At 70.3% G+C, this 22,911-nt stretch carries 16 protein-coding genes; 7 read left to right on the forward strand and 9 right to left on the reverse strand.

The window, feature by feature from the left end; translation table 11 throughout:
- Positions 1–70: 70 nt before the first annotated feature.
- The 4 genes from IAI54_RS02340 to IAI54_RS02355 are packed head-to-tail and all read left to right on the forward strand — an operon-like array spanning position 71 to position 6,914.
- A complete protein-coding gene (locus tag IAI54_RS02340) occupies positions 71–3,523 on the forward strand; it encodes a hypothetical protein (RefSeq protein ID WP_187970827.1) in 3,453 nt (1,150 codons plus the stop codon).
- 35 nt (positions 3,524–3,558) lie between these two features.
- The gene (locus IAI54_RS02345) at positions 3,559–4,338 is read left to right on the forward strand and encodes an RICIN domain-containing protein (protein WP_187970828.1); all 780 of its coding nucleotides are present in this window, start codon (positions 3,559–3,561) and stop codon (positions 4,336–4,338) included.
- A 35-nt stretch (positions 4,339–4,373) separates the two neighbouring features.
- Positions 4,374–5,918, forward strand: coding sequence for a hypothetical protein (locus tag IAI54_RS02350; protein ID WP_187970829.1), 1,545 nt, complete (start codon positions 4,374–4,376; stop codon positions 5,916–5,918).
- A 54-nt stretch (positions 5,919–5,972) separates the two neighbouring features.
- Positions 5,973–6,914, forward strand: coding sequence for a hypothetical protein (locus IAI54_RS02355; protein ID WP_187970830.1), 942 nt, complete (start codon positions 5,973–5,975; stop codon positions 6,912–6,914).
- 296 nt (positions 6,915–7,210) lie between these two features.
- Here the strand turns inward: IAI54_RS02355 and IAI54_RS02360 are convergent, their stop codons facing one another.
- The 9 genes from IAI54_RS02360 to IAI54_RS02400 form a co-directional block, all read right to left on the reverse strand.
- Complete coding sequence (locus tag IAI54_RS02360; protein WP_187970831.1) at positions 7,211–8,167, reverse strand: acetamidase/formamidase family protein; 957 nt, start codon at positions 8,165–8,167, stop codon at positions 7,211–7,213.
- Between the two features lie 62 nt (positions 8,168–8,229).
- Complete coding sequence (locus tag IAI54_RS02365; protein ID WP_187970832.1) at positions 8,230–8,613, reverse strand: AtzH-like domain-containing protein; 384 nt, start codon at positions 8,611–8,613, stop codon at positions 8,230–8,232.
- Positions 8,610–10,106 (reverse strand): amidase, encoded by a 1,497-nt coding sequence (locus tag IAI54_RS02370; protein WP_187970833.1) that lies wholly within the window; start codon positions 10,104–10,106, stop codon positions 8,610–8,612. Before IAI54_RS02370 ends, IAI54_RS02365 begins: the two co-directional genes overlap by 4 nt.
- Positions 10,106–11,722 carry an ABC transporter substrate-binding protein gene (locus tag IAI54_RS02375; protein ID WP_187970834.1) on the reverse strand — a complete coding sequence of 539 codons (1,617 nt, stop codon included), beginning with the start codon at positions 11,720–11,722 and terminating at the stop codon, positions 10,106–10,108. The genes IAI54_RS02370 and IAI54_RS02375 overlap by 1 nt, the downstream gene beginning before the upstream one ends.
- A 34-nt stretch (positions 11,723–11,756) precedes the next feature.
- Complete coding sequence (locus IAI54_RS02380) at positions 11,757–12,659, reverse strand: ABC transporter permease (protein ID WP_187970835.1); 903 nt, start codon at positions 12,657–12,659, stop codon at positions 11,757–11,759.
- Positions 12,656–13,609, reverse strand: a complete 954-nt coding sequence (locus tag IAI54_RS02385; protein WP_187970836.1) for an ABC transporter permease — start codon at positions 13,607–13,609, stop codon at positions 12,656–12,658. Before IAI54_RS02385 ends, IAI54_RS02380 begins: the two co-directional genes overlap by 4 nt.
- Positions 13,610–13,655: 46 nt before the next feature.
- Positions 13,656–14,639 (reverse strand): ABC transporter ATP-binding protein, encoded by a 984-nt coding sequence (locus IAI54_RS02390; RefSeq protein WP_187970837.1) that lies wholly within the window; start codon positions 14,637–14,639, stop codon positions 13,656–13,658.
- Entirely contained in the window at positions 14,636–15,673 is a 1,038-nt protein-coding gene (locus IAI54_RS02395) for an ABC transporter ATP-binding protein (RefSeq protein ID WP_187970838.1), read from the reverse strand. The genes IAI54_RS02390 and IAI54_RS02395 overlap by 4 nt, the downstream gene beginning before the upstream one ends.
- 229 nt (positions 15,674–15,902) lie before the next feature.
- Complete coding sequence (locus IAI54_RS02400; protein WP_187970839.1) at positions 15,903–18,260, reverse strand: amidase family protein; 2,358 nt, start codon at positions 18,258–18,260, stop codon at positions 15,903–15,905.
- Between the two features lie 483 nt (positions 18,261–18,743).
- Between IAI54_RS02400 and IAI54_RS02405 the strand changes: the two genes are divergently transcribed.
- From IAI54_RS02405 to IAI54_RS02415, 3 genes are all read left to right on the forward strand, one after another.
- Complete coding sequence (locus IAI54_RS02405) at positions 18,744–19,391, forward strand: helix-turn-helix domain-containing protein (protein ID WP_187970840.1); 648 nt, start codon at positions 18,744–18,746, stop codon at positions 19,389–19,391.
- A gap of 445 nt (positions 19,392–19,836) precedes the next feature.
- Positions 19,837–21,411 (forward strand): ABC transporter substrate-binding protein, encoded by a 1,575-nt coding sequence (locus IAI54_RS02410; RefSeq protein ID WP_187970841.1) that lies wholly within the window; start codon positions 19,837–19,839, stop codon positions 21,409–21,411.
- A gap of 236 nt (positions 21,412–21,647) precedes the next feature.
- Positions 21,648–22,910, forward strand: coding sequence for an MFS transporter (locus IAI54_RS02415; protein ID WP_187970842.1), 1,263 nt, complete (start codon positions 21,648–21,650; stop codon positions 22,908–22,910).
- The last annotated feature ends 1 nt before the right edge of the window (position 22,911 follow it).

Here is a 22,911-nt window from a genome sequence, read left to right on the forward strand (position 1 = left end):
GGTCGGGCGGCAACGCGTCCGCTCGTCCCGTCGACAAGCCGGCAGGCTCCCCTGATCGTGCGGAGATAGCTTGCGCAACCGGGTTCAGTGCGTCGTCGCGGTCGTCCTGCTGGTCCTGGCGGTGCTTTGTCTCCCGACGCGCGCGCAGGAGGTCCGGGTCATGCTGCGGGTGGACAACCCGACGGCCGAGCCCCTCGCCGCCTATGCCGTGACGGCGCCGGACGCGGCACCGGTCGAACTGGCGCGGATCGAGGCGGGCACCGTGGCCGACCTGCCGGTGGCGCCCGGCTGGCAGATCGCCTTCGCCGGCGCTGAGGGCTGGGTCGGCGCGTCCTACGTGGTCGGGGAGGCGACGAACCAGGCGGTCTCGTTGCCGATCCCGCCCGCCGCTGCGACCGCTCCTCCCCGGATCGGCGACGGCTCGGCCTTGGTGCGCTTCGAGAACCCGTCGGGCATGCGGCTGCAGATCCACCACGTGCTTCCCGACGGCAGTGCCGCGCCCTTCGTGGCGGCGGTGGATGCAGGCTTCTTCGTCGACGTCGCCGCCGAGGCCGGCGCGCTGATCGGCATCTCCGACGGCAGCGCCTGGATCGGCGATCCGTACCGCGTCACCGGCCGGCCGCCGGAGGTCGTGACGATTCCGGTCGCGGCGGCGCCGCCGGCGGGGACCGGGCCTCCCGCCGCGGCCGCACCGCGCATCGGCGACGGCTCGGCCATGGTGCGCTTCGAGAACCCCACGGCCATGCGGCTGCAGATCCACCACGTCCTTCCCGACGGCAGCGCGGCACCCTTCGTGGCGCAGCTGGAGGCGGGGTTCGCGATCGACGTCGCGGCCGAAGCGGGCGCGCTGATCGGCATCTCCGACGGCAGCGCCTGGATCGGCGATCCGTACCGCGTCACCGGCCGGCCGCCGGAGGTCGTGGCGCTTCCCGTCGCCCGGTCCGGGGAGGACCTTGGTCAGAACGCTGCGGCGGTGCGGATCGGCGACGGCTCGGCCGTCGTGCGGCTCGAAAATCCCTCGGCGCGCAAGCTCTTCGTCCACCACATCCTCGACGACGGCAGCGATGCGCCGCTGGTGGCCGAGATCGACGCCGGTTTCTTCCTCGACCTCCCGGCCCAGGCCGGCGCGATCCTGGGGATTTCCGACGGCGTCGACTGGATCGGTGGCCAGCACGTGGTGACCGGCGTCGCGCCGGAAATCCTGTCGCTGCCGCTTCCGGCCGCCGCGGCCGGAACGCTCCCCGGCCGGGTCGGCGACGGTTCGGTGACGCTGCGCCTTGCCAATCCGACCGACCAGCCGCTCGGTGTCCACGTCGTCCCGGAGGACGGCGCCGAAACCCAGCTGGTCGCCGCGATCGACCCCGGTGCGACGATCGATCTTCCCGCACAGGCCGGGTTCCGGATCGGCTTCTCGCCGGGTACGGACTGGTTCGGCGGCATCTACATGGTCACGCCGGAGCCGTTTCAGCAGCCGGTCCTTCCGCTTCCGCGGTCGTTCCTGGCGGGCGCCGGGTCGGCGCCGGTCGCCGTCACGAACGGCTTCGGCCAGGAACTCGGGATCTTCCTCCTGTCCGGCGACGAGTCCGAGCCGCTGGGATCCGTCGGACCGGGCGAGACGGTCGTCCTCATGGCCGACCCGGGCATGCGGTTCGGCTTCTCGCCCGGCGGCGACTTCCTGGGCGGCAATCTCGTCGTCGCCGGCCTGCCGGGCGAGGCGGTGACGCTGCCGCTCCCGCTCCGGACCGGCACCGGAAGCGTCACCGTGCGTGTCGTCAACCGCTCCGGCCGGGCACTGGCCGTCGTCGACGTGCCGGCTGGCGCGGATGGCGTGGCTGGCAATCTCGGCATCCTGCCGGATGGAGGCACCGTCGATGTCCTCGCCGATCCGGGCGTCCGGCTGGGATTTGCCGACGACCAGGGCTATGCCGGGGGTCATCATCTGGTCGGCCCCGACCCGATGCAGCAGATCGCGGCGCCGCTGCCGCTGACGACCGGCGACCGTTCGGTCGCGACGCGCCTCACCAACACGGGCGGGCAGGCGCTCGGCATCAGCGTCGTCGACGGGGCGAGCGCGGAGATGATCGGCAGCATCCGGGCCGGCGAGACCGTCGACCTCTTGTCGGGTCCCTGCACCATGCTCGGCTTCTCCTCCATGGAAACCTTCGAATGGGTCGGCGGCATGGTCCAGGTCTCGCGCGATCTGCGGCAGCAGGTCGACGTGCCGCGGCCGGACGACAGCGACCCCGGCAAATGCCTTCTCCTGACCGACGCCCAGCTGCAGCTGGTGCTGGCGCGCCTCGCCGCCGACCAGGTCCGGCTGGCGGAGGAGGACAAGGCGAAGACGCGGTTCTGCTGGAAGGACACCTATGGCCGCGGCGTCGGCACCATCCCGCGCCTCTGCCCGGCGGGGCAGACCGAATCCACCGCCGGGCTCTGCTACGACGACTGCCGCGCCGGCTTCCAGCCCTTCGTGACCATGTGCGTCCCGACCTGTCCCGCCGGTTTCACCGACACCGGCCTCCATTGCCTGAAGCCCGCGCCCTACGAGCGCTCCGCCTTCGTCTGGAAGCTCGGCGACACGCCCTTCAGCCTGGACGACGCCCGTGCGCGCTGCCGCAGCAGCGCCGAAGGCCGGCGCTACGGCTGCGGGACCTACAATTCCAACACCATCGTCTATTCGGAATGCCGGCCGGGCTACAGGACCGCACCGGTCGCCACCAGCCTCTGCACGCCGGTCTGTCCCGCCGGCACCATCGACATCGGCTTCTCCTGTCAGAAGACCACCTATGACCGCGGCGTCGGCAAGCCGATGCAGTGCGGCCCCGGCAAGGACCGCGACGCAGGCCTCTGCTACGACCGCTGCCAGCCCGGCTATGCCGGCGTCGGACCGGTCTGCTGGAACCAGTGCCCCGCGAAACTTCCGGTCAACTGCGGCGCGGGCTGCGCCGCCAACCAGGCCGAATGCGCCCTCAACGTTACCGACCAGGTGATCGGCCCGCTGATGACCGCCGCCAGCGTGACGCTGATCGCCGTCACCGCGGGCGGCGCGACCGGAGCCACCGCGGCGGCCAATGCCGCCCGCGCGGCGGCCTCGACGGCCGGCAAGACCGCCGGCCAGATCGCCGCGCGCTCCGCCGGCCGCGCCGCCGCAGAGGCCACCCTCAAGCAGCAGGTCATGGCCGCCCTCACGCGGGCGTCGACGAATGCCGTGGCGAGGGCCGTCGCGACCGACCTCGCCATCGACGTCGCCGTCTCCGCCGTCCTGTCCGGCTCGATCTACGGTGCCATGTCGGCCGAGGCCAAGGACGCGATGCGCGGCCAGGTCCGCGACGCCTTCGATGCGGGCTACGCGACGGGCGGCGAGATCGATCCGAGGGTCGTCGATGCCGCCGTCGCCGCCGCGCTCGAAGGCGCCGAGCAGAGCGACCCGGCCGCCGATTTCCCCTGGGAATCGCTCGACCCCACGGGCGTGGCCGAGATCGTCCGCGCCTACAACCATCCGATCTGTGCGGACGTGAGATGACACATGGCCTGGAACGCAAGCCAGCGGAGCACACCATGAGACCCTACGCCTCCTTCCTGCTCTATCTTCTCGCCGCCCTGGCGCTCGGCCTGTCGGTCCCGGCCGCCCTGGCGCAGTCCGTCACCATCCAGAACCGCTGGACGTCGGCTTTTCTCGCCGACGCCGGCGGGGTGGCGCTGCTTCCCGGACCGGACGGGCAGGCGACCATCTGGATCGCCGAACTCGTCGAGGGGACGGACCATGCCCGCCTGCGCAACGCCGCGAGCGGCAACTATCTCCACGTCGAGTACGGCGTGCTGCAGGCCGGCCCGGTCGACCCGGGCTGGTGGTCGGCGATGTGGATCCAGGAGAGCGTCGACGGTCAGCACGTGCGCATCCGCAACCGCTTCCGGCCCGACCAGTATCTCACCAACGAGACGGGCCCCGTCATGGCCGCGGCCGTGCAGCCCGGCTGGTATTCCGCCATGTGGATCGTCGCGCCCGCCGGCGGGCCGGCCCCGGCAGGAGCCGCGCCGGTCGCCGCCGCCCCGCTGCCGCAGGGCGGTGGCGCGCTCCCCCCGGCGCAGCCGGCGGCCGGCGTGCCGCTGATCCAGCTCTACGTCCAGAACTTTTCCGCCGCGCCCATCGACGTCTTCCTCGACGTTCCGAACGCCGATCCGGCCTATGTCCAGACCGTCGGTCCGGGGCAGCAACTGGTCCAGATGGCGCCGCCGGAGACGCTCTGGGCCCTGGCGCAGAACGACGAGTGGGTCGGCGACTACCGGCTCTCGGCCTCCGCCGTCCAGGTCATCCGCTACCGCGAGGCCGCCCGATGAGCCCCGTGCAGACAGCCGAGAGAAGGATCGTCCCGATGGCAGGAACCCGTTTGATCGTCGTCGCCGCCGGCCTGCTCGCATGGGCGGGCAGCGCCGCCGCCGCCGTGTCCGAGACCCCTTCGGCGCGCGCCGACCGTCCGGGGGGAGGGGAGAAGACCTTCGCCGTTCGGCCCGTCGACGACGGCTCCTTCCAGGTCGCCCTGAAACTCTTCAAGAAGCCGCCGCGCCCCGCCGCGCCGGATCCGAACGCGGTGCCGATGGCCCCGATGACGCACCATTACGGCCCCGCGCCGGCACTTCCGAACGACGTGCCGGGCGCCAACGCCCTGCCGGCGCCGAATGCGCTGCCCGCGCCCAGCGCGCTGCCTGCGCCCGCCGCCGCCGCGCCGGCGCCGAACGTTCTGCCTGCCCCGGCCGCGGCACTGCCTGCACCGAACGCCCTTCCGGCCCCGGGCGCGGTGCCCGCGCCGAACCTCCTGCCTCCGCCCAACGCCCTGCCGGCCGCGGCCGCCGTGCCGGCCGGTCCGGCCGCCGCGGCGCCGGCATCCGGACCGGCCAGTGCCGCGGCGGCTCCGGCGGGCGGGGCCGGCGATGGCGCCGCGCCTGCCCTCCTTCCTCCCAACACCGTTCCATGGGGCGGCGTCGGCAACGTCGGCGGCTTGCAGCCCCCGCCTGCCGCGCTGCCAGCGCCCGGCGCCCTTCCCGCGCCGGTGCAGGCCGCGCTGCCGGCACCGGGCGCCCAGCCTGCGCCCGGCGGCATCTACACCGCCGGTCCCGCCAACCCGGCGGGCCAGGCCGCGCCCGCGCCGGCCGCGCTGCCGGCACCGGGCGCCCAGCCTGCGCCCGGCGGCATCTACACCGCCGGTCCCGCCAACCCCGCGGGCCAGGCCGCGCCCGCGCCGGCCGCGTTGCCCGCACCGGGCGCCCAGCCTGCTCCCGGCGGCATCTACACCGCCGGTCCCGCCAATCCCGCGGGCCAGGCCGCGCCCGCGCCGGCCGCATTGCCCGCACCCGGAGCCGCGCCGGCGGGCGGCGGCGTGAACGTCGGCATCTATGCCGGCGCCCCGCCGGCCCCCGGCGGCCAGGCGGCACCCGTCGCAGGCGGCGGTCTGCCGGCCCCGGGCGGTCAGGCGGCGCCCGTCGCGGGCGGCGGCCAGCCGGTTCCTGGAGCACAGGCGGCACCCGTCGCAGCCGGCGCCCCGCCGGCCCCCGGCGGCCAGGCGGCACCCGTCGCAGGCGGCGGCCTGCCGCCGGCTGGCGCTCTCAATGCCAACGCCAATGCCGTGCCGGGCGGCGGCCTGCCGCCCGCCAATCCGGGCGGCGCCGTTGCCGCCGGTAACGGCGTGAACTTCTACGTGCCCCCGGCCGGCATGCCGCGTGTCCAGCGGCCCAATTATCTGAAGCGTGCCGTCCTCGGGACCGGCACGGTGATCGTGGTCACCGGTCTCGCCGCCACCGCGACCTTCGGCCTCGAGCGGGGCGGGGTCGTCGACATGGGGCCGGACGTGAAGGCGGCGTTCGACGACGTCGAGAAGGGCTTCGAGACGGCGATCGAGGAAGTGAAGAAGCTCGTCGAATAGGGCGGCCCCGTGCCGCCCGCCGGCGGCGGCCGGTCTCATGGAGAAAGGTCGATCATGCCGATGCTGCGAAACGCGCTCGTCCTGCTGCTTGCCGCCCTGCCGGTCTGTGCCTTGGCGGCGGTCGGACCCGGCCCGACCGAGGTCGAACCGTTCGTCATCCCGCCGTCGGCGGCGATCCGGGAGGCCGTCGATCCGATCGGTGCGGATCGCGGCAGCTACCGCGTCGCCCAGACGGGCGCCTTCCGCTTCCTGAGCCGGATACCGACGCCGCGTGCCCGCGTGCCGAAGCCCGCTCCCCCGCCGCGAATTACGCCGGGCGCCCGGCTGTTCCTGAATCTGCCCCCGCCGAAGCCGGCCGATCTCGGCGCGGCCGGCACGCTCGGCGCACGCATTGCCGCGCTCCTTCCGAAATCGCTGCAGCGTCTGCCGCGCCCCTCCTTCGCCCGGCTCGCCCGCAACGCGTCCGACGGCGCTGCGGGCGCCGGCCCGCGCGGCCTCCCGTCGCCCGGCGCAGGCCCCCGCGCCACCGACGCCGCGCTGGCCGACCTGCCCGACGTCGCCGCCGCGCCATCCAGGCGGCGCGTCGATCCCCGGCGTCTCGCCAAGGAACTCGGCCTCTTCGGCGGCCTCGCCGCGGTCGGGCTCGCGCCCGGCTACATCGTCCAGGCGGCCTATGACGACAATCTGGTCGCCGCCACCGGCGGCTTCGTCGCCGGCACCGACCGGCCCGACCGTTTCATCGGCTCCGCCGGGGACGACACCTTCTACGGCGGGCTCGGCGACGACAGCTACGAGGGCGGCAGCGGCGTCAACCTGGTCGAATATGACGGCGCCGCGTCCGACTACCGCATCCTGCGCCAGCCGAACGGCAGCGTCACCGTCTTCCACCCGACCTTTGGCATCGACACCCTGATCGGCATCGACGCGCTGTGGCTGCGCGGCGAATCCCGCCGCCACGACCTCCGTGCCCTCGCGCCTCCGCCCGGTGGCGGCTGAGGCCGGGGCGTCGCCGCTGCCCGGGGGACGCGACCCGGCAGCATCGTCCCCGGCAGCGTCCAGGCGGCGCCGGCCAGCCGGGCCATCGGCGACCGGGGCGCTGCGAACGGACATGGGAGAGCTGCTGGCGGTCGGGTCACGAACGTCGCAAAAGGATGGTCGTGCCACCTCCGTGCCTGCAGAGCCGGGCCATCGAACGCTTCCCCCGTTCGGGTGCGGCGACACGCATGCATCTGCTTCTGCATCGCGTCCCGAATACCGTATCCCATGTCGGAACGTGCCGCTCGGATGTGGTCCTAGAACAGCAACCCCTTGCGCAGCATCCCGTGGACGCCCTTTTCGCCGTTGACGGTTTGCGTCACGTGGAAATCCACGGCCAGCGAGCAGCTCTTGTAGGCATCGCCGCGCGACCAGCCGGTGCGTTCGCAGATGAAGGCGATCATCTCGAGCACCGCCTCGCGCATGGCGACGTCCAGGTCCTCATCGATGCCCATGCTCAGATAGTGGGTGGGCGTCTCCGCGCGGGGAAAACGAAGCTTCGGGTTTTCCGCGCCGCCGCCCTTGTGCAGGACGAAGGTGAAGGTGCCCGTCAGCGAGGTTTCGAGCGCGGTCACGCAGACCTCGCCGTCGCCCTGCACGCCATGCCCGTCGCCGACGATGAAATTCGCGCCTGGAACCCAGACGGGCAGGAACAGCGTGCTTCCCGCCGTCAGTTCCTTGTTGTCGAGATTGCCGCCGAAGTCGCGCGGCTCCTTGGTCGACAGCGGTCCGTAGGACGGCTTCGGTCCGCTCGCCATGACCCCGAAGAACGGCGCCAGCGGCAGTTCCGGTCCCCAGGGCAGCGTGCAGGTGCGCTTCTCCATGTCGATGGGGATGTAGCTCAGTTCGCGATAGGGGAAGGCGTCGGGCACGGTGCCGGCGAGCGGCCGGAACAGGCAGTAGCCCCAGTTCATGCCGAGTTCGATCCGGTCGATGCGCACCTCCAGCATGTCGCCGGGCTCGGCGCCCTCGATCGCGACGGGGCCGGTGACGATGTGCGGTCCCGTCCCCGGCGGAACGGCGGCGAGGATGTCGGTGAGGCCGGCCGGCATGTCGAAGCCGGATCCGGCCGGCGGCAGCGCGTGTTCGTTGCCCGACACCGTCTGGATCGTCACCGTGTCTCCCGACCGGATGGTCAGCACGGGCGGAAAACTGCCGTCCAGCACGCCGCGGCGGATGGTGAGCGGGGTCGCGTCGAGTGTATGGATCGCCATGAATTGTCGCCTCTGGTCCTTGCCTGAATGTGTCGGTCTCGTCGCTTTACCCGCCGACGGCGTCAGGGCGGGCTTGCGCTCACATGGGCGGCCACGATGCGCCAGCCTTCGGGCAGGTTGACCCAGGTCTGCGATTGCCGGCTCACCGCCCCGTCCGCGGAGCGGATCAGCGCGTTGGTCGTCGCCATGTCCGGGCCGAAGGCGGTGACGACGACCGTCTCGATGACGCGCCCGCCCGCCGTGCCCTTCCACGTGCGGGAGCGGAAGGCGGCGATCGCCTCGTAGCCGAACAGCGTCTCCGTCGGGCCGAACCGGACCGTTGCGGGCGAGTTCCAGAAGAAGCCGTTCAGCGCCTCGACGTCGCCCCGGTCGAGCGCCGCGTTGTAGCGCTCGAAACAGTCGCGCACCGCGGCGACCGTGGTCTGCGTGTCGATCTCGCCGATCATGGCCGCGCCTGCAGGGCCGGCGTGGTCGACGGTGGCTTGCGATGGTGCGTCGCCTGTTCGTAGGCATAGGCGATCTCGATCAGCCTGCCTTCGCTCCACGGGCGGCCGACGATCTGGAGACCGGACGGGAGGTCCACATAGGTGTAGCCCATGGGGACGCTCATCGCCGGCCAGTGCAGGCCGGACGCGATCCAGGTCCTGGCGCCCGCGGGGGTGACGTTGCGGTCGCCGTTGAGCTTGGGCGGATAGGTGGCCACCGGCAGCACGAAGGCATCGACGCCGGCCGCCGTCATCGCGGCGTCGTAGGCCGCGCGCATCCGGATCTCTAGTGCCTCAAGTGCCAGCACCACCGGGTCGGTGAGGGGCTCCGGCGCGACCGCGGTCACCCGCAGGCTGCCTTCGTGCACCGGGTGGAACTTCTCCGCCGCCACGATCTCGGCGAGCGTCTTCGGGAAGCCGGGTCCGGTGCCGGCCAGATAGGTCTCGATCGCGAAGCGCACCTTGCTCAGGGGGTGCATGTTCTGCGGAAAGCGCTCGAATTCCGGGATTTCGAAAGGGTCGACGATCTCGGCGCCGGCCCCGGCGAGATCGCGCACCGCCTGGTCGAAGAGGGCGACGACCTGCGGATCGGAATCATCGGCCGGGACGGCCTGCCGCAGGACACCGAGCCGCTTGCCCTTCAGCCCGTCGGCGCGCAGGAACGGCCCGTAGCTCGCCTCGACATGGCCCTGCGCATGGGCTGTGGCGGGATCGGCGGGGTCGACGCCCGCGATCACGTCGAGCAGCGCCACGAGGTCCTCCATGCTCCGCGCCATCGGGCCGGCCGTGTCGCGCTCGTCGTAGAGCCCGACCATGCCCGCGCGCGACACCAGCGCCCAGCTCGGCCGCAGCCCCACCAGCGCGTTGTTGGAGGAGGGGTTGCGGATCGATCCCAGCGTATCGGAGCCGAGCCCGACCACGCCGAAGCTGGCGGCGAGGCCCGACCCCGTGCCGCCGGACGAACCGCCGGTGGCGTGGGCGGTGTTGTAGGGATTGCGCGCGAAGGTCGGCAGCACCGAATTGATGTTGTCGAAGCCGCCCCTGGCCCATTCCGACATGGTGGTCTTGGCGAGGATGACGGCGCCCGCCGCGCGCAGCTTCGCCACGACCGTCGCATCGCGCCGCGGCACCCATCCGAGAAGCGCCGAGGAACCGCCGGTCGTCTGCAGCCCCGCGACGTCGTAATTGTCCTTCACCAGCACCGGGATGCCGTGCAGCGGGCCGATGAGTTCGCCGGTCGCGGCCAGATGCGCATCGAGCGCGCGGGCATCGGCGAGCGCGTCGGGGTTGACGGCGACGACGGCCCACAATTGCGGGCCGCGCCTGTCGAAGGCTTCGATACGGTCGAGCGATGCCTGGGTGACCGCCAGAGCCGTCGTCCGGCGTGTCCGGAAGGCTTCCTGGATCTCGGCGACCGACGCCTCCGCGATCTCGAACGGGGCCATCGCGTCCATCAGTCCATCACCTCGATCGGCGTGAAGTCCTGGTACCAGTTCTTCGCCTGCACGAAGCCCCTGAGCTTCGGCGACAGGGCGCGGGGGTTGGTGTCGTGCACCACGACCAGCGCCGCCGCGTCGTCGGTCACCACTTCCATCACCCGCGACATGGCCTCGTCCAGCGCCGCCGGGTCGAAGGTCGCGCGCGCCCTGGTCAACGCCTCGTCGAAGGCCGGGTTGTCGTAGAAGCCCCAGTTGCCGCCGGCCGGCGGCGCCAGCGTCGAGGTGAAGGAGATGACGCCGGTCGCCGGCTCCTGCATGGTCATCGCCACGTTCAGCGCGTCGGCGCCGGACTCCCTGGCGCCCTGCCGCAGCATGGTGATCATGGTGCCGAAATCGCGCACGTCGAACGTGACGTTGATGCCGACTTCGCGCATGTAGCTCTGGATCACCTCGTTCATCGACAGCGGCACCATCTGTCCGCCGCCCGACGAGGAGATCACGATGGTGAGCTCGACCGGCTTGTCCGGGCCGTATCCCGCCTCCGCCAGCAGCGCCTTGGCCGCTTCCGGATCGTAGCGGAACTCGAACGCCGGCTTGCCGTACCAGGGCGAGCCGGGCTGGGCGAATGCCTTGGCCGCCGTGGCATGCCCGCCGAGGAACTCCACGATCGCGTCGCGGTCGATGGCGAGATTGGCCGCCTTGCGGACCCGGATGTCGGAGAAGGGCGAGTCGGCGGTGAAGTTGAGGCGCCAGATCCAGGAGTGCGGATAGGTGTTCTCGATGATCGTGAAGCCGGCCGCCTCCAGCGACGGGATCGAATCCGGCGGCAGGGTGTCGACCAGATCCACCTGGCCGGAACGCAGCGCCGCCACGCGGGTGTTGGCGTCGGGCACCGGCAGCAGCACCAGTTCCGACGTCTTCGGTACGCGCGCCGGGTTCCAGTAGCCCTCGAAGGCCTTCAGCCTGAGCTCCGAGCCGGGCGTGAGCGAGACGAAGGCGTAGGGGCCGGTCCCAGACGGGTTGATCGCGAAGTTTTCCCAGCTGCCGGCCTCCGCGTGGCGGGCCGGACTGGCGAAGAACAGCGTCGACAGCTCGAACGGCAGCAGGCTGTTGAGGTATTTGGTCTCGAGATAGATCGTCCTGTCGTCGATCTTGCCGTAGCCGGCGATCGACTGGGTGCGCGCGCCCGCCATTCCCGCCCGTCCGGGATGGAAGTGAGGCGCGTCCCGGTTCAGGTAGCCCTCGAAGTTCCAGATCGCCGCGTCCGCGTTCCACGGGGACCCGTCATGGAACGTCGCCGCGCGCAGCTTGAAGATCCAGCGCTTCTGGTTGTCCGGATCGACGGACCAGGATTCGGCCAGCCCCGGCACCAGGCCCGAGGGCTTGTCGGCGGAGCTCATGTCCCAGGAGACGAGCGGGTCGAAGAGCGTGTAGCCGCCGAAGCGCGCGCCCTCGAAGCCGCCGGTCGGCACCGCCCACAGATTGGGGATGTCGCTGAGCGATATGGCGATCCGCAGCGTCTTGCCGGCCGCGCGCGCCGGTCGCGGCACGAACGGCGCGGCGGCGGTCGCCATCATCAGCGTGCTCGTCAGTCCCTGGAGGACGCCGCGGCGGGTCGGTTCGAATGGCATGGCAGGTTCCCCGGTTGTCGGTTGGAGGTGAAGGTCAGGCGCGAACGTCCATCGCAGTCCGCAACCCGTCGCTGACGAAATTGAAGCAGACGCTGGTCATGAAGATGCAGATGCCGGGAAGCGTGGCGATCATCGGCTGCGAGTAGATCGCGCTGCGCAGCGTGTTCAGCATCAGGCCCCATTCGGGATCCGGCGGCTTGATGCCGAGCCCGAGGAACGACAGGCCCGAGGCCACGATCATCGACACGCCGACGAGGCTGGTGGCGTAGACGAAGATCGGCCCGAGCACGTTGGGCAGGATGTGGACGACGACGATCGAACGCGCGCCGGCGCCCGTCGCCCGCGCGGCCTCCGCATAGTCGAGACTGCGAACGCCGGTGGTGACGCTTTCCGCCACGCGGATGATCGGCGGGATGAAGACGATGGTGAGCGACATGATGGCGTTGGCGATGCCCGCGCCGAGCGATCCGCTGACGGCGACGGCGAGCAGCACCGAGGGAAAGGCGTAGAACACGTCGGTGACGCGCATGATGGCCATGTTGATCTTGCCGCCCGCGAAGCCCGCGATGATGCCGATCGAGCCGCCGACGAGGAAGGCGATGGCCACCGGCGTGATGCCGACGAACCAGGAATAGCGCCCGCCGTGCAGGAGCCGGCTCAGCATGTCGCGGCCGAGTTCGTCGGTGCCGAGCAGGTGGCCCGGCGTGCCGATGGGCTTCAGGCGCCGGACGATGCTGCCGTCGGTGGGTCCATAGGGCGCCACCAGTGGAGCAAACAGGATGAGCCCGGCCATCAGGATCAGGATGCCGCCGCAGAACAGCGTCACCTTGTCCCGCATCAGCCGGCGGCCGACGGCCCGCCAGTAGGTGTCGTCGTTCTCCGCCACCTTTGGCGGCGCCGCGTCTTCCGCGCGTTCGGAGCCGTAGGTCGTCGTCATCGGCGGCTGATCCTTGGGTCGATGGAGGTCTGGACGAGGTCGACCAGCAGGTTGAGGACGACGAAGAACAGCGCCAGCACCAGCGTGGTGGCCTGCAGCACCGGGATGTCGCGCTGGAAGATCGCCGTGTTCAGCATCATGCCGGTGCCCGGCCAGGCGAACACCGTCTCCACCAGGATCGACCCGCCCATCAGGTTGGCGAGCTGCAGGCCGATGACGGCGAGGGTGGTCGGGGCGGCGTTGCGAACGACATGGGCGACGATGCCGTGCCGCAGCAGCCCCTTGCCGCGCAGGGTGGTGATGTAGTCCTGGCTCATGATGTCGCTGACGAGGCCGCGCACGGTGCGCGTCACGATGCCCGCCGGAATGACGGCGAGCGTGATCGAGGGCAGGATCAGGTAGCGGACGTGGTCCCAGTCGAACAGCGAGACCGCGGAGCCGCCGGGGCCGGCGCCCATGGCGGGCAGCATGTTCAGGTTCACCGAGAAGATGATGACCAGCACCATGCCCAGCCAGTAATGCGGCACGGAGACGCCTGCCACCGCGACGGCAAGCAGGACGCGGTCGATCCAGCTGTCGCGATAGACCCCGGCGATGCCGCCGAAGACGCATCCCGTCACGAAACCGAGCAGGCCGCCCGTGCAGGCCAGCACGAAGGTGGCTCCGCTTGCCGAGATCAGGTCGGGCAGCACCGGGCGGCCCTTGATCAGCGACGTGCCGAAATCGCCCTGCACGACCTTCATGAGCCACAGGCCGAACTGGACCGGAAGCGGCTGGTCGAGTCCGTATTCGGCGCGGACGCGGTCGATCACCTCCTTGGGCGTGTCGGGCTGCACCATGGCGTCGATCGGGTCGCCGGGCGCGATGTGCACGAGCAGGAAGCAGACGAGGCTGACGGCGAGCGAGATCGGCACGATGTAGAGCACGCGCCTGAGGATGTAGGCAATCATGGCTGTACCACTCCCGGTCGGGTCGTCGCGGAGGCGATGCGGGCGGTCACGCCGCGATCTCCTCGGTGCGGAAGCAGCGCACCGCACGGCCTGCCCGCGCGGGCCGGAGCTCCGGCAGGGCGGCGGAGCAGGCATCGAGCGCGTGCGGGCAGCGCGGCGCGAAGGCGCAGCCTTCGATCGGATGGCGCAGGTCCGGCGGCGATCCCGGGATCGTCGTCAGCCGCGTCCCGCGCAGGCCCGAATGCACGGTGGCGCCCAGCAGTCCCCTGGCGTAGGGATGCAGCGGCCCGCGCATGACGTCGACGGTCGAGCCCGCCTCGACCATGCGCCCGGCATACATGACCGCGATCCGGTCGGCGATTTCGCCCGCCACGCCGAGGTCGTGGGTGACGAAGATGACGCCCATGCCGAGTTCCTGCTGCAGCTGGCGCAGCAGCAGGAGAATCTGGATCTGGACCGTCGCGTCGAGCGCGGTGGTCGGCTCGTCGGCGAGCAGCAGCTGCGGCCGGCAGGAGATCGCCATCGCGATCATGGCGCGCTGGCGCAGACCGCCCGACAATTCGTGCGGATAGGCCTGGAGCCGTCGTTTCGCCGACGGGATCTGGACCAGTTCGAGCAGTTCCAGCGCGCGCCGTTCCGCCTCGCGCCGGCCGATGCCTTCGTGCCGGACCAGCGTCTCGCTGATCTGGCGGCCGATCGTGTAGACCGGATCGAGCGCCGTCATCGGCTCCTGGAAGATCATCGAGACGACCTTGCCGCGCAGGGAGGACAATTGCCGGTCGGGAATGGCCATCATGTCGTTGCCGGCAACCGTGAGTTCACCGGACACGACGGTCTTGTTCGGCGGGTTCAGCCGCATCATCGCGCGCAGCGTCACCGACTTGCCCGAGCCGCTCTCGCCGAGGATGCACAGCACCTCGCCGGCCTCCAGATCGAGATCCACGCCGTTGACCGCCTTCACGGTCGCGTCGCGCGACACGAAGCGGACATGCAGGTCGCGGGCGCGGACGAGGGGAGCGGAGGCCGTCATGCCGCGAGCCTCCGGCTGTCGCCGTAGCCGCTGTCCGCCCGCGTCGCGTGGCAGGCCGCCTGATGGCCCGCGCCGATGTCGTAGAGGGCGGGCTGCCGCTCCGCGCAAATCTCGCGCGCCAGCGCGCAGCGGGTGCGAAAGCGACACCCGGACGGCGGGTTGATCGGATTGGGCGGGTCGCCCACCAGCGGCGGCTGCGTGCGCCTGCGGGTCGGATCCATCGACGGGCGGCTGGCCAGCAGCGCCCGGGTATAGGGATGGCCCGCCCGGCCGAAGATCTCGTCGACCGGCCCCAGCTCGGCGATCTTGCCGAGATACATGACCAGCACCCGGTCGGCGACGTGCTCCACCACGTTGAGGTCGTGGCTGATGAACAGGTAGGTGAGGCCGAACTGCTCCTTGAGGTCGAGGAGAAGGTTGAGCACCTGCGCCTCGACCGACTTGTCCAGCGCCGACACCGGCTCGTCGAGGATGATCAGGCGCGGCCGCAGTGCCAGCGCGCGGGCGATGTTGACGCGCTGCCGCTGGCCGCCGGAGAGTTCGTGCGGAAAGCGTCGCGCATATTGCCGCGGCGCAAGCCCGACGGCCTGAAGCAGATCGCGGGCGCGTTCCCCCGCTTCCCGGTGCGGCGTGCCGTGCACCTTCGGGCCGTAGGCGATCGATTCCTCGATGGTGAGGCGCGGGTTCAGCGACGAGTAGCTGTCCTGGAACACCATCTGGACCTGGCGGCGATAGTCGGCCAGGCTGATGCCCCCCGCCGCGCCGACGAGGTCCCCGTCGAAGACGATCTCGCCCTCCGTCGGTGCGATCAGCGACATGATCAGGCGCGACGCGGTGGACTTGCCGCAGCCGGATTCGCCGACGATTCCGAGCGTCTCGCGCTTGTCGATGGTGAAGTCCAGCCCGTCGACCGCGCGCACCACCTGCTTGCCGGTGAAGACGGTGCCGATGGGGAAGTGCTTCACCAGTCCCTTGACGATCAGGAGCGGCTGGGCGGGACCGCCCCGGTCTGGGGTCTGCGGCGGCTCTGACATGGACGATCTCCACCTTTGAGGCTGCTCGATGTCTCCTTCTGCCTTCGCTTCGACGTTCCGTTCCCGTTTCGGCGCCATCTCATGCGCCCGGCCGATACCGGTCCGATGCCGCTCGGTCTGTTCTTGTGCACGGTTCCGAAAGCCCTCCGGTCGGCGGGAGGCGGTTCGGATCGGCGGTGCAACGCCGTCGGGAAGGCTCCGCGGCCTGCGCCGCGAAGCCGGGGTCGTGTCAGCCGCGCATCGGGATCGGTCCGAAGGCCGGCGGGGGCACCCGCCTCTTCGAGGCGTTCTCGTAGGAGGACGCGACCTTCAGCAGGATGTCCTCCTTTCCGGGCTCGGCCCTGAACGTGAAGGAGAAGGGCAGGCCGGGTGCCGGCAGTTCCGTCGGGGTGTCGGAGAGCGTCGGCACGTAGCGCGTGCCGTCCTCGCTCAGCTTGAACACCGGGTCGTAGACGGTCCGCACGAAGCCGGCGGGGATCAGAACCTCGGTCAGACCCGCGTTCGGACCGTAGAAGGACTCCAGCCGCAGGTTCTGCAGCGTGCCCGGTTCGGTGGCGCCGCCGATCTTGGCCGGCGGCAGCGGCGTGTGCAGCCGCACGAAGCAGTCGAGCTTGTTCTCGAGGAGAACCATCATGTCCGTGCGGCGCAGCAGTTCGCGCAGCATGATGCGCTCGTTGACGCCCTGGCGGCCGTCGAGCCTGTTGCGCGGATCGACCGTCTCCTCCCAGTTGAGGAAGGCCGCCCGCTGGTCGTCGCCCCAGTATTTCGATCGCTTGTTCATCTCCTCGAAGTTGATGAGCGTCTCGACGACGCCCTTCTTCTTCCAGTCTCGCGCGCGACGCGTCAGGTACTGCGGCAGGTGGAAGCGGAAGGTCGTCGCCAGTTCCTGCTGCTGGATCGTCATGATGTCGAGGTTCGACGGCGGCGCGATCACTCCGTCGGCCATCGCCACCAGATAGTCGATCGGCGTCATCGTGCCGGTGCCGAAGACCTTGCCGGGCCAGAATTCCGTCGGCCGGATGGCGGCGGCGAACTCGGCAAACAGCGGCGTGCCGTCGGGCTTCAGCCGGAACATCAGGTCGGGCATGAACACCGGCACCAGCCGCGCCAGCGCCACGCGGAAGTCGACGCTCATGACCTCGACCTCGGGATCGCGCGTCCAGCGCGGGTCGGTCGATTCCACCAGCGTCGCGCCGAGATGATCCTTCAGCACCGCCTTCATCTCGATGGCCGCGGCCCGGGTGATCGGCTCCGCCGCCTTGGAACCGGCGGTGATCATCGATTCGCGCACGACGCCGAGCCGCACGCCGTCAAGCGCGCCCTTTTCGCCGCTGCCCCGGGCATGGCTGAGATAGGGCGTCTGGAGCACGGAACTGCGCGGCACGGTGGTGAAGGGGTCGCGCGGATCGTAATAGCCCTCGCTCTCGTCCTTCAGCGCGTCGAGCACCTTGGCCGCGTCGGCGATCTTGCGGGCATGGATGCCGGTGCGGTCGCAATAGATGTCGGCGCCGATCGCGCCGCCGTCGAAGCCGATCATCGCCTTGTGCGGCAGGATCAGCGCGATCGAATTGTGGTTGGAGGGGCCGCGGCACGAGGCGCGGGTCTCCTCGCCGAGGCTGATCATGCACAGATTGGCATTGACGGAGACGCCCGAGCCGGAGCTGGAGCCGAGCGAGGCGGCCCGCGTCGTGTCGAAGGGATTGGAGGGATTGCCGCCCCAGCTCGAGCGCTGGTAGCCGAGCACCGACGGCAGCACCTTGTCGGGCACGTGGCGCCCGCCAGGATCGCCCGCGCGTCCGTTGTATTCGGTGTTCACCGCCTTGGCGAAGATGATGCCGCCCTTCTTGCGGATCTGCGCCACCAGCACGTGATCCTCGGCCGGAACGTCCATGTCGTAGGCGGCGTCGCCGCCGCCGGTCGAACGCATGTCCTTGGTGTCGAAAGGGTCCTTGAAGGAGAACACCACGCCGTAGAGCGGCATCGCCTCGAGGTCCGGATTGGTGCCGTAGGCGGCGTCGAGCGCCGCGGCCGTCTCCAGGGCGTCGGGATGGCGCCGCAGGATCTCGGCGCCCGCCGGTGCGCCGTCGGGGAGGGGGCCGTCGTCGGGGTGCCGGTCGAAGTCGCCGCGGCAGGTCACGGAGCGCTCGCCGCGGATGTTGAGCGTGCCGAGCGCATTGACCTGCCCGGCATCGGGCTTGCCGACGATCATGCCGTATTGCTGGAAGACCGACGGATCGGACGCGGTCGGCTCCATCCGGCCGAACTCCAGCGGCTTGCCCTTGTAACGGTCGTAGTCGGGAAGGACGTCCGACACCTTCACGGTCTCGGTGGGAAAGGCCAGCGCCGTCGTGGCGCGGACGGTTCCAGGCGCCCCGGCGACCGGCGCTCCGTCCTCGGTGACCAGAAGGCTGGCGACGCCGTTGAAGGCGCGCGCCCGGTCGATATAGTGCTGCACGATCTGGACGACCGTGATCTCGCCTCTCCGGATGGCCGCGTGCATCGCGTCGATGGTCGCTTCTTCCAGCTGGAAGGCGGGTGTGGCGGCTCCTGCGTCGATGCCTGCTGCGATTTGTGCGTGTTCGTTCATTCTCGTCTCCTCGGCGGCCGCCTTGCGACCGTGGGGCCCTTGCGGGGCGGCAATCAGATGAGATCCTCTGCCATGCGGGCGCTCCGAGGCGCTCCGCGGAGGGTGCGGGATCCGGTTCCGAAGGCAGACGCGCGACGCCGCGCATGCGCTTCCCGATCGGCCTGAGCCGTCTGAGAGGGTATCTCGCCTTGGGCAGCAGGACCTTTCGGACGTCCTCTCCCGGTTGGCGATGAGGGCAGCCTGACCAAGCGGAAGGGTCTTGTCAAGTGACTTGAACGGAAATCAAGTCCCGACTAGTCTGCCGCACTGGAACGCAGCCGGTTCGAGAGTTGCGGCCACAGGGAGAGCGGTCAGCGGAGGCGTGGTCGAACGGTCGGTTCGGCCGTCGCGGCACGTGATCCTTCCCTGTCGTTTCGGTGAAGCCGCCCATGCGGGCGGGAAGTTCGAGGACAGATCTTGGTTCAGCCATCAGGAACGCGCCCCATGGCGCAGTCGCGGGCGGAAACCCCGGCCGATGCCGCTATGTCGCCGGGCAGGAAGCCCCGTCAGGAGCCGGAGGCGGGAAGCGAGGTTCGCATCGGCTCCAAGCTCAAGCACGGGCGCCTGCTCAAGGGGCTGACGCTGCGCGAGCTGGCGGACGTCGTCGGCTGTTCGGAAAGCATGCTGTCCAAGCTCGAGAACGACCGGCTGATGCCGTCGATCTCCTTCCTGCACCGGCTGGCCAGCGCGCTGGATACCAGCATCGCCGAACTCTACGCCGAACCGGACGGCGATGCGCACGGCGTGCACCATTTCCCCGCCGACCGCCGTGCCCGCATCTTCGACAACCGCGACCCGGCCAACACGGGCACCTGGTTCGAGCGCCTCATTCCGGTGGCGAAAGGCGGACTGCTGCAGGCCAACATCCTCAACATCCCCGCCGGCGTGAAGAGCGATGGTCTGGTCGAGCATGTCGGGGAGGAATTCGGCTACCTGATCTCGGGCCAGCTCGACGTCCAGGTCGACGGAAAGACCTATGCCATGAAGGAGGGAGACCTGCTCTTCTTCTCCTCCTCGCTGCCGCATGGCTACGAAAACCGGGGCAGCACCGTCGCCCGCATTCTCTGGGTCAACACCCCGCCGAGCCTGTGATGCAGGCATGCGCAGGCAGCATGGCTGCCATGCGCTGACGGCGTGGCGCAGGCTCATTCAAGTCACTTGACTAGCAGTCAACAAACGGACACCCTTGCGTCATGACCGCCGATGGTTCCGGCCGCGTCCGCCTGGATGGGGCGCTGCGGAAACCATGCGGGCGGTCATGCAGCGAGACACGCAGCCGGCGCCGCATCGACGGGCCGCGATGCGCTCTGCGGTGCTGACCGCATCGGTTCGACGACGCATCGGGCCGGGGCGACGACCCTTTCGGACATCCCCCCGCACCCGCCTCCGGGCGGGTCGGCAAGCCGTATCAGCGGCAACCGGACACCCCGACGCCGACGTCGCGGGTCGTCGGCATCGCGGCGCGACACGTGCCGCCGGAGGAACGACCGAGCGAAGGCAGGCTGGATTCTGGACATCTCCGGAAAGGGGAACTGCTATGAAGGCATTTCGGATTCTCATGCTGGCGGGCGCCGTCGCGTTCGCCGCATTCGGCGCGCAGGCCCAGACGCTGCGCATCGCCATGACGACGTCGGACGTGCCGACGACCGGGGGCATTCCCGACAATGGCAGCGAGGGCGGCCGCTTCGCCGGCTACCCGATCTACGACGCCCTGGTGAACTGGGACTTCACCCGCACCGACGCACCGGCCGACCTGACGCCCGGCCTCGCCACGGAATGGTCGGTCGATCCGGCCGACCCGAAACGCTGGATCTTCACGCTCCGCGCCGGCGTGCGCTTCCATGACGGGTCGCTCCTGACCGCCGACGACATCATCTGGAACTTCGACCGGCATCTGAACAAGGACGCGGCCCACTACGACAAGGCGTCGGTCTCCTATGCCACCTATACCTCGCAGGTCGCCGCCTACGAGAAGCTCGGCGACGACAGGATCGTGCTGACGACCAAGGTGCCGTACAGCATGCTGCCCTATCTGATCTCCCGGGTCTTCATCGTCAGCCCCCGCCAGTACGAAGCCGTCGGTTCCGACTGGCTCGCCTTCCAGGCCAAACCCTCCGGCACCGGTCCCTTCAAGGTCGTCAGCGTCACCCGCCAGACCTCGATCGAGCTCGAGCGCAACGCCGACTACTGGGACGCGACCCGCATCCCGAAGGTCGAGAAGCTGGTGCTGATGCCCATCCCCGACGCCAACACCCGCGTCGCTGCCCTGCGGTCCGGGCAGGTCGACTGGATCGAGTTCCCGATGCCCGATTCCATTCCCTCGCTGCAGGCGGCCGGCTTCCAGATCGTCACGAAACCCTATCTCCACGTCTGGTCCTGGCGCTTCAACCTCGTCGAGGACGGTCCGCTGAAGGACGTCCGCGTCCGCCAGGCGCTGAACTACGCCATCGACCGTGAGGGCATGGTCGGTCTGCTCAACGGCACCGCCGTGCCGGCCGTCGGCATCTATGCGAAGGAAAACAAGTTCTTCGGCGAGCCGGCCAACGTTTACGGCTACGATCCGGAGAAGGCGAAGGCGCTGCTGGCCGAGGCCGGCTACGGCCCCGACAAGCCCTTCGACGTCTCGGTCCTGCTGCCCACCGCAGGCTCGGGCAACATGGTGCCGCTGCCGATGGCGGAGTTCATCCAGCAGTCGCTGGCCGAGTTCGGCGTCAACGTCCAGTACGAGGTCGCCGACTGGGGCACCGTGCTGCAGGGCATGCGCACCGCGCCCGGCACCGCCGGCGTGCCGCACCGCGACGCCATCAACCACGGCCAGCCCTTCGGCGATCCGACCAACTTCTATTCCAACGTCACCTCGATGGGCGGCACCTCGAACTGGGGCCAGTACCGCAACGAGGAGGTGGACCGCCTGATGGCCGAAGCCTTCTCGACCTTCGACACGGCCAAACAGGACGCCCTGATCGCGAAGGCCCATGCGATCGTGGTCGACGAGGCGCCGCGCCTCTTCATCGTCCACGATCTCAACCCGCGCGCCATGGCGCCCAACGTGAAGGGCTTCGTGCAGGCGCAGAGCTGGTACCAGGACTTCACCCAGGTGACCGTGGAGTAGGCATGTCTCCAGAACCTGGGCACCGGTCTCGCGTGACGGACATGCGCGGAGACGGTGGCCTGACGCGCGCGGAGCGGATCTGAGCGATCGCGACGCGTTCCGGGGCCGATCCCTCCGGCCTCCGCGAGGCGCCGGCTCCGTCGCACCGCGGGGCCGGCGCCCCTTCATCCGATGCCTGCACGGGGAGGCGCGCGCCTCCTTCGGCGTCGCTCTTGGCGCCTTCCGGAGATCCGTTCATGATGCACCGCTTCGTCGACCGCGAACTGTGGAGCAACCGCGAGTTCGCCGCCTTCGTGCTCGCCAATTCCGTCGAGCGCTTCGCCGCCTCGGCGCTGACGATCATGCTGGCCTTCCACGTCTACGATGCCCGCAAGTCTGCCTTCGACATCGCGCTGCTCGGCTTCGCCCAGGTCATCCCCGCGCTCGCCTTCGCCCTCCATGGCGGCGAGATCGCCGACCGGGTGAGCCGCCGCCGCATGGTGCTCGCGACCATCAGCCTCCTCGTCGCCGTCTGCGCGGGACTGGTCGCGGTGTCGCTCACAGAGGTCTGGCTGGTCCCCGCGCTCCTTTCTGCCGCCTTCCTCTCGGCCTCGGTGCGCGCCTACCAGACCCCCGCCGCCGTCGGCCTGGAAGCGCAGGTCCTGCCGGTTCGGCTCGTGCTGAAGGGCGTGCCCGTCATCGCCACTTCCGCGCGCATCGCCGACATGGTGGGGCCCGTGGCGATGGGCTTCGTCTGGGCTGCCTGGGGCCCGGCCGCCACCTACGCCGTCCTCGGCCTCTTGTTCGCGCTCTCGCATCTCGGCTTCGCCCGTGGCATCGGCGAAAAACCCGTTCCCGTCCATCCCGCCGACGGCCCGGGGCCGATCGCCCGCATCGGCGAGGGCCTGCGCTACGTCATCGGCAACCAGGTGCTGATCGGCTCGATGGCGCTCGATCTCTTCGCCGTCTTCTTCGGCGGCGCGGCGGCGCTGCTGCCGATCTTCGCCACCGACATCCTCGACGTCGGTCCCTCCGGTTTCGGCCTGCTGCGGATGGCGATCGCCGCCGGCGCGCTGACCGCCGCCATCGTCTCCATCCGCTTCATGCCGCGTGCCCATGCGGGGCTGGCGCTGCACATGATCATCGCCGGCTTCGGCCTCTCGATGATCGCCTTCGGCCTGTCGACCAGCTTCTATCTGTCGATGGCGCTGCTGTTTGCGGCCGGCATCTGCGACGGGCTGAGCATGGTCATCCGCCACGCGATCCTGCGCCTCGCCTCGCCCGAGGAGATGCGCGGCCGCATCGCCGCGGTGCGCATGGTCTTCGTCAGTTCCTCGAACGAGCTCGGCGCCGTGCAGATGGGCCTGTCGGCCTCCCTCATCGGCCCCACCCGCGCCGTCGTCCTCGGCGGCCTCCTGACGCTCGGCGTCGTCGCCGTCGTCGCCGCCTCCGCCCCCAGGCTCCGACGCCTCGACCTCGCCACCTACGGCGTGGCGCCACGCGCGGTGCCGGCGGAGTGAG

The sequence above is a fragment of the Aquibium microcysteis genome (assembly GCF_014495845.1).
GTDB classification, from domain to species: domain Bacteria; phylum Pseudomonadota; class Alphaproteobacteria; order Rhizobiales; family Rhizobiaceae; genus Aquibium; species Aquibium microcysteis.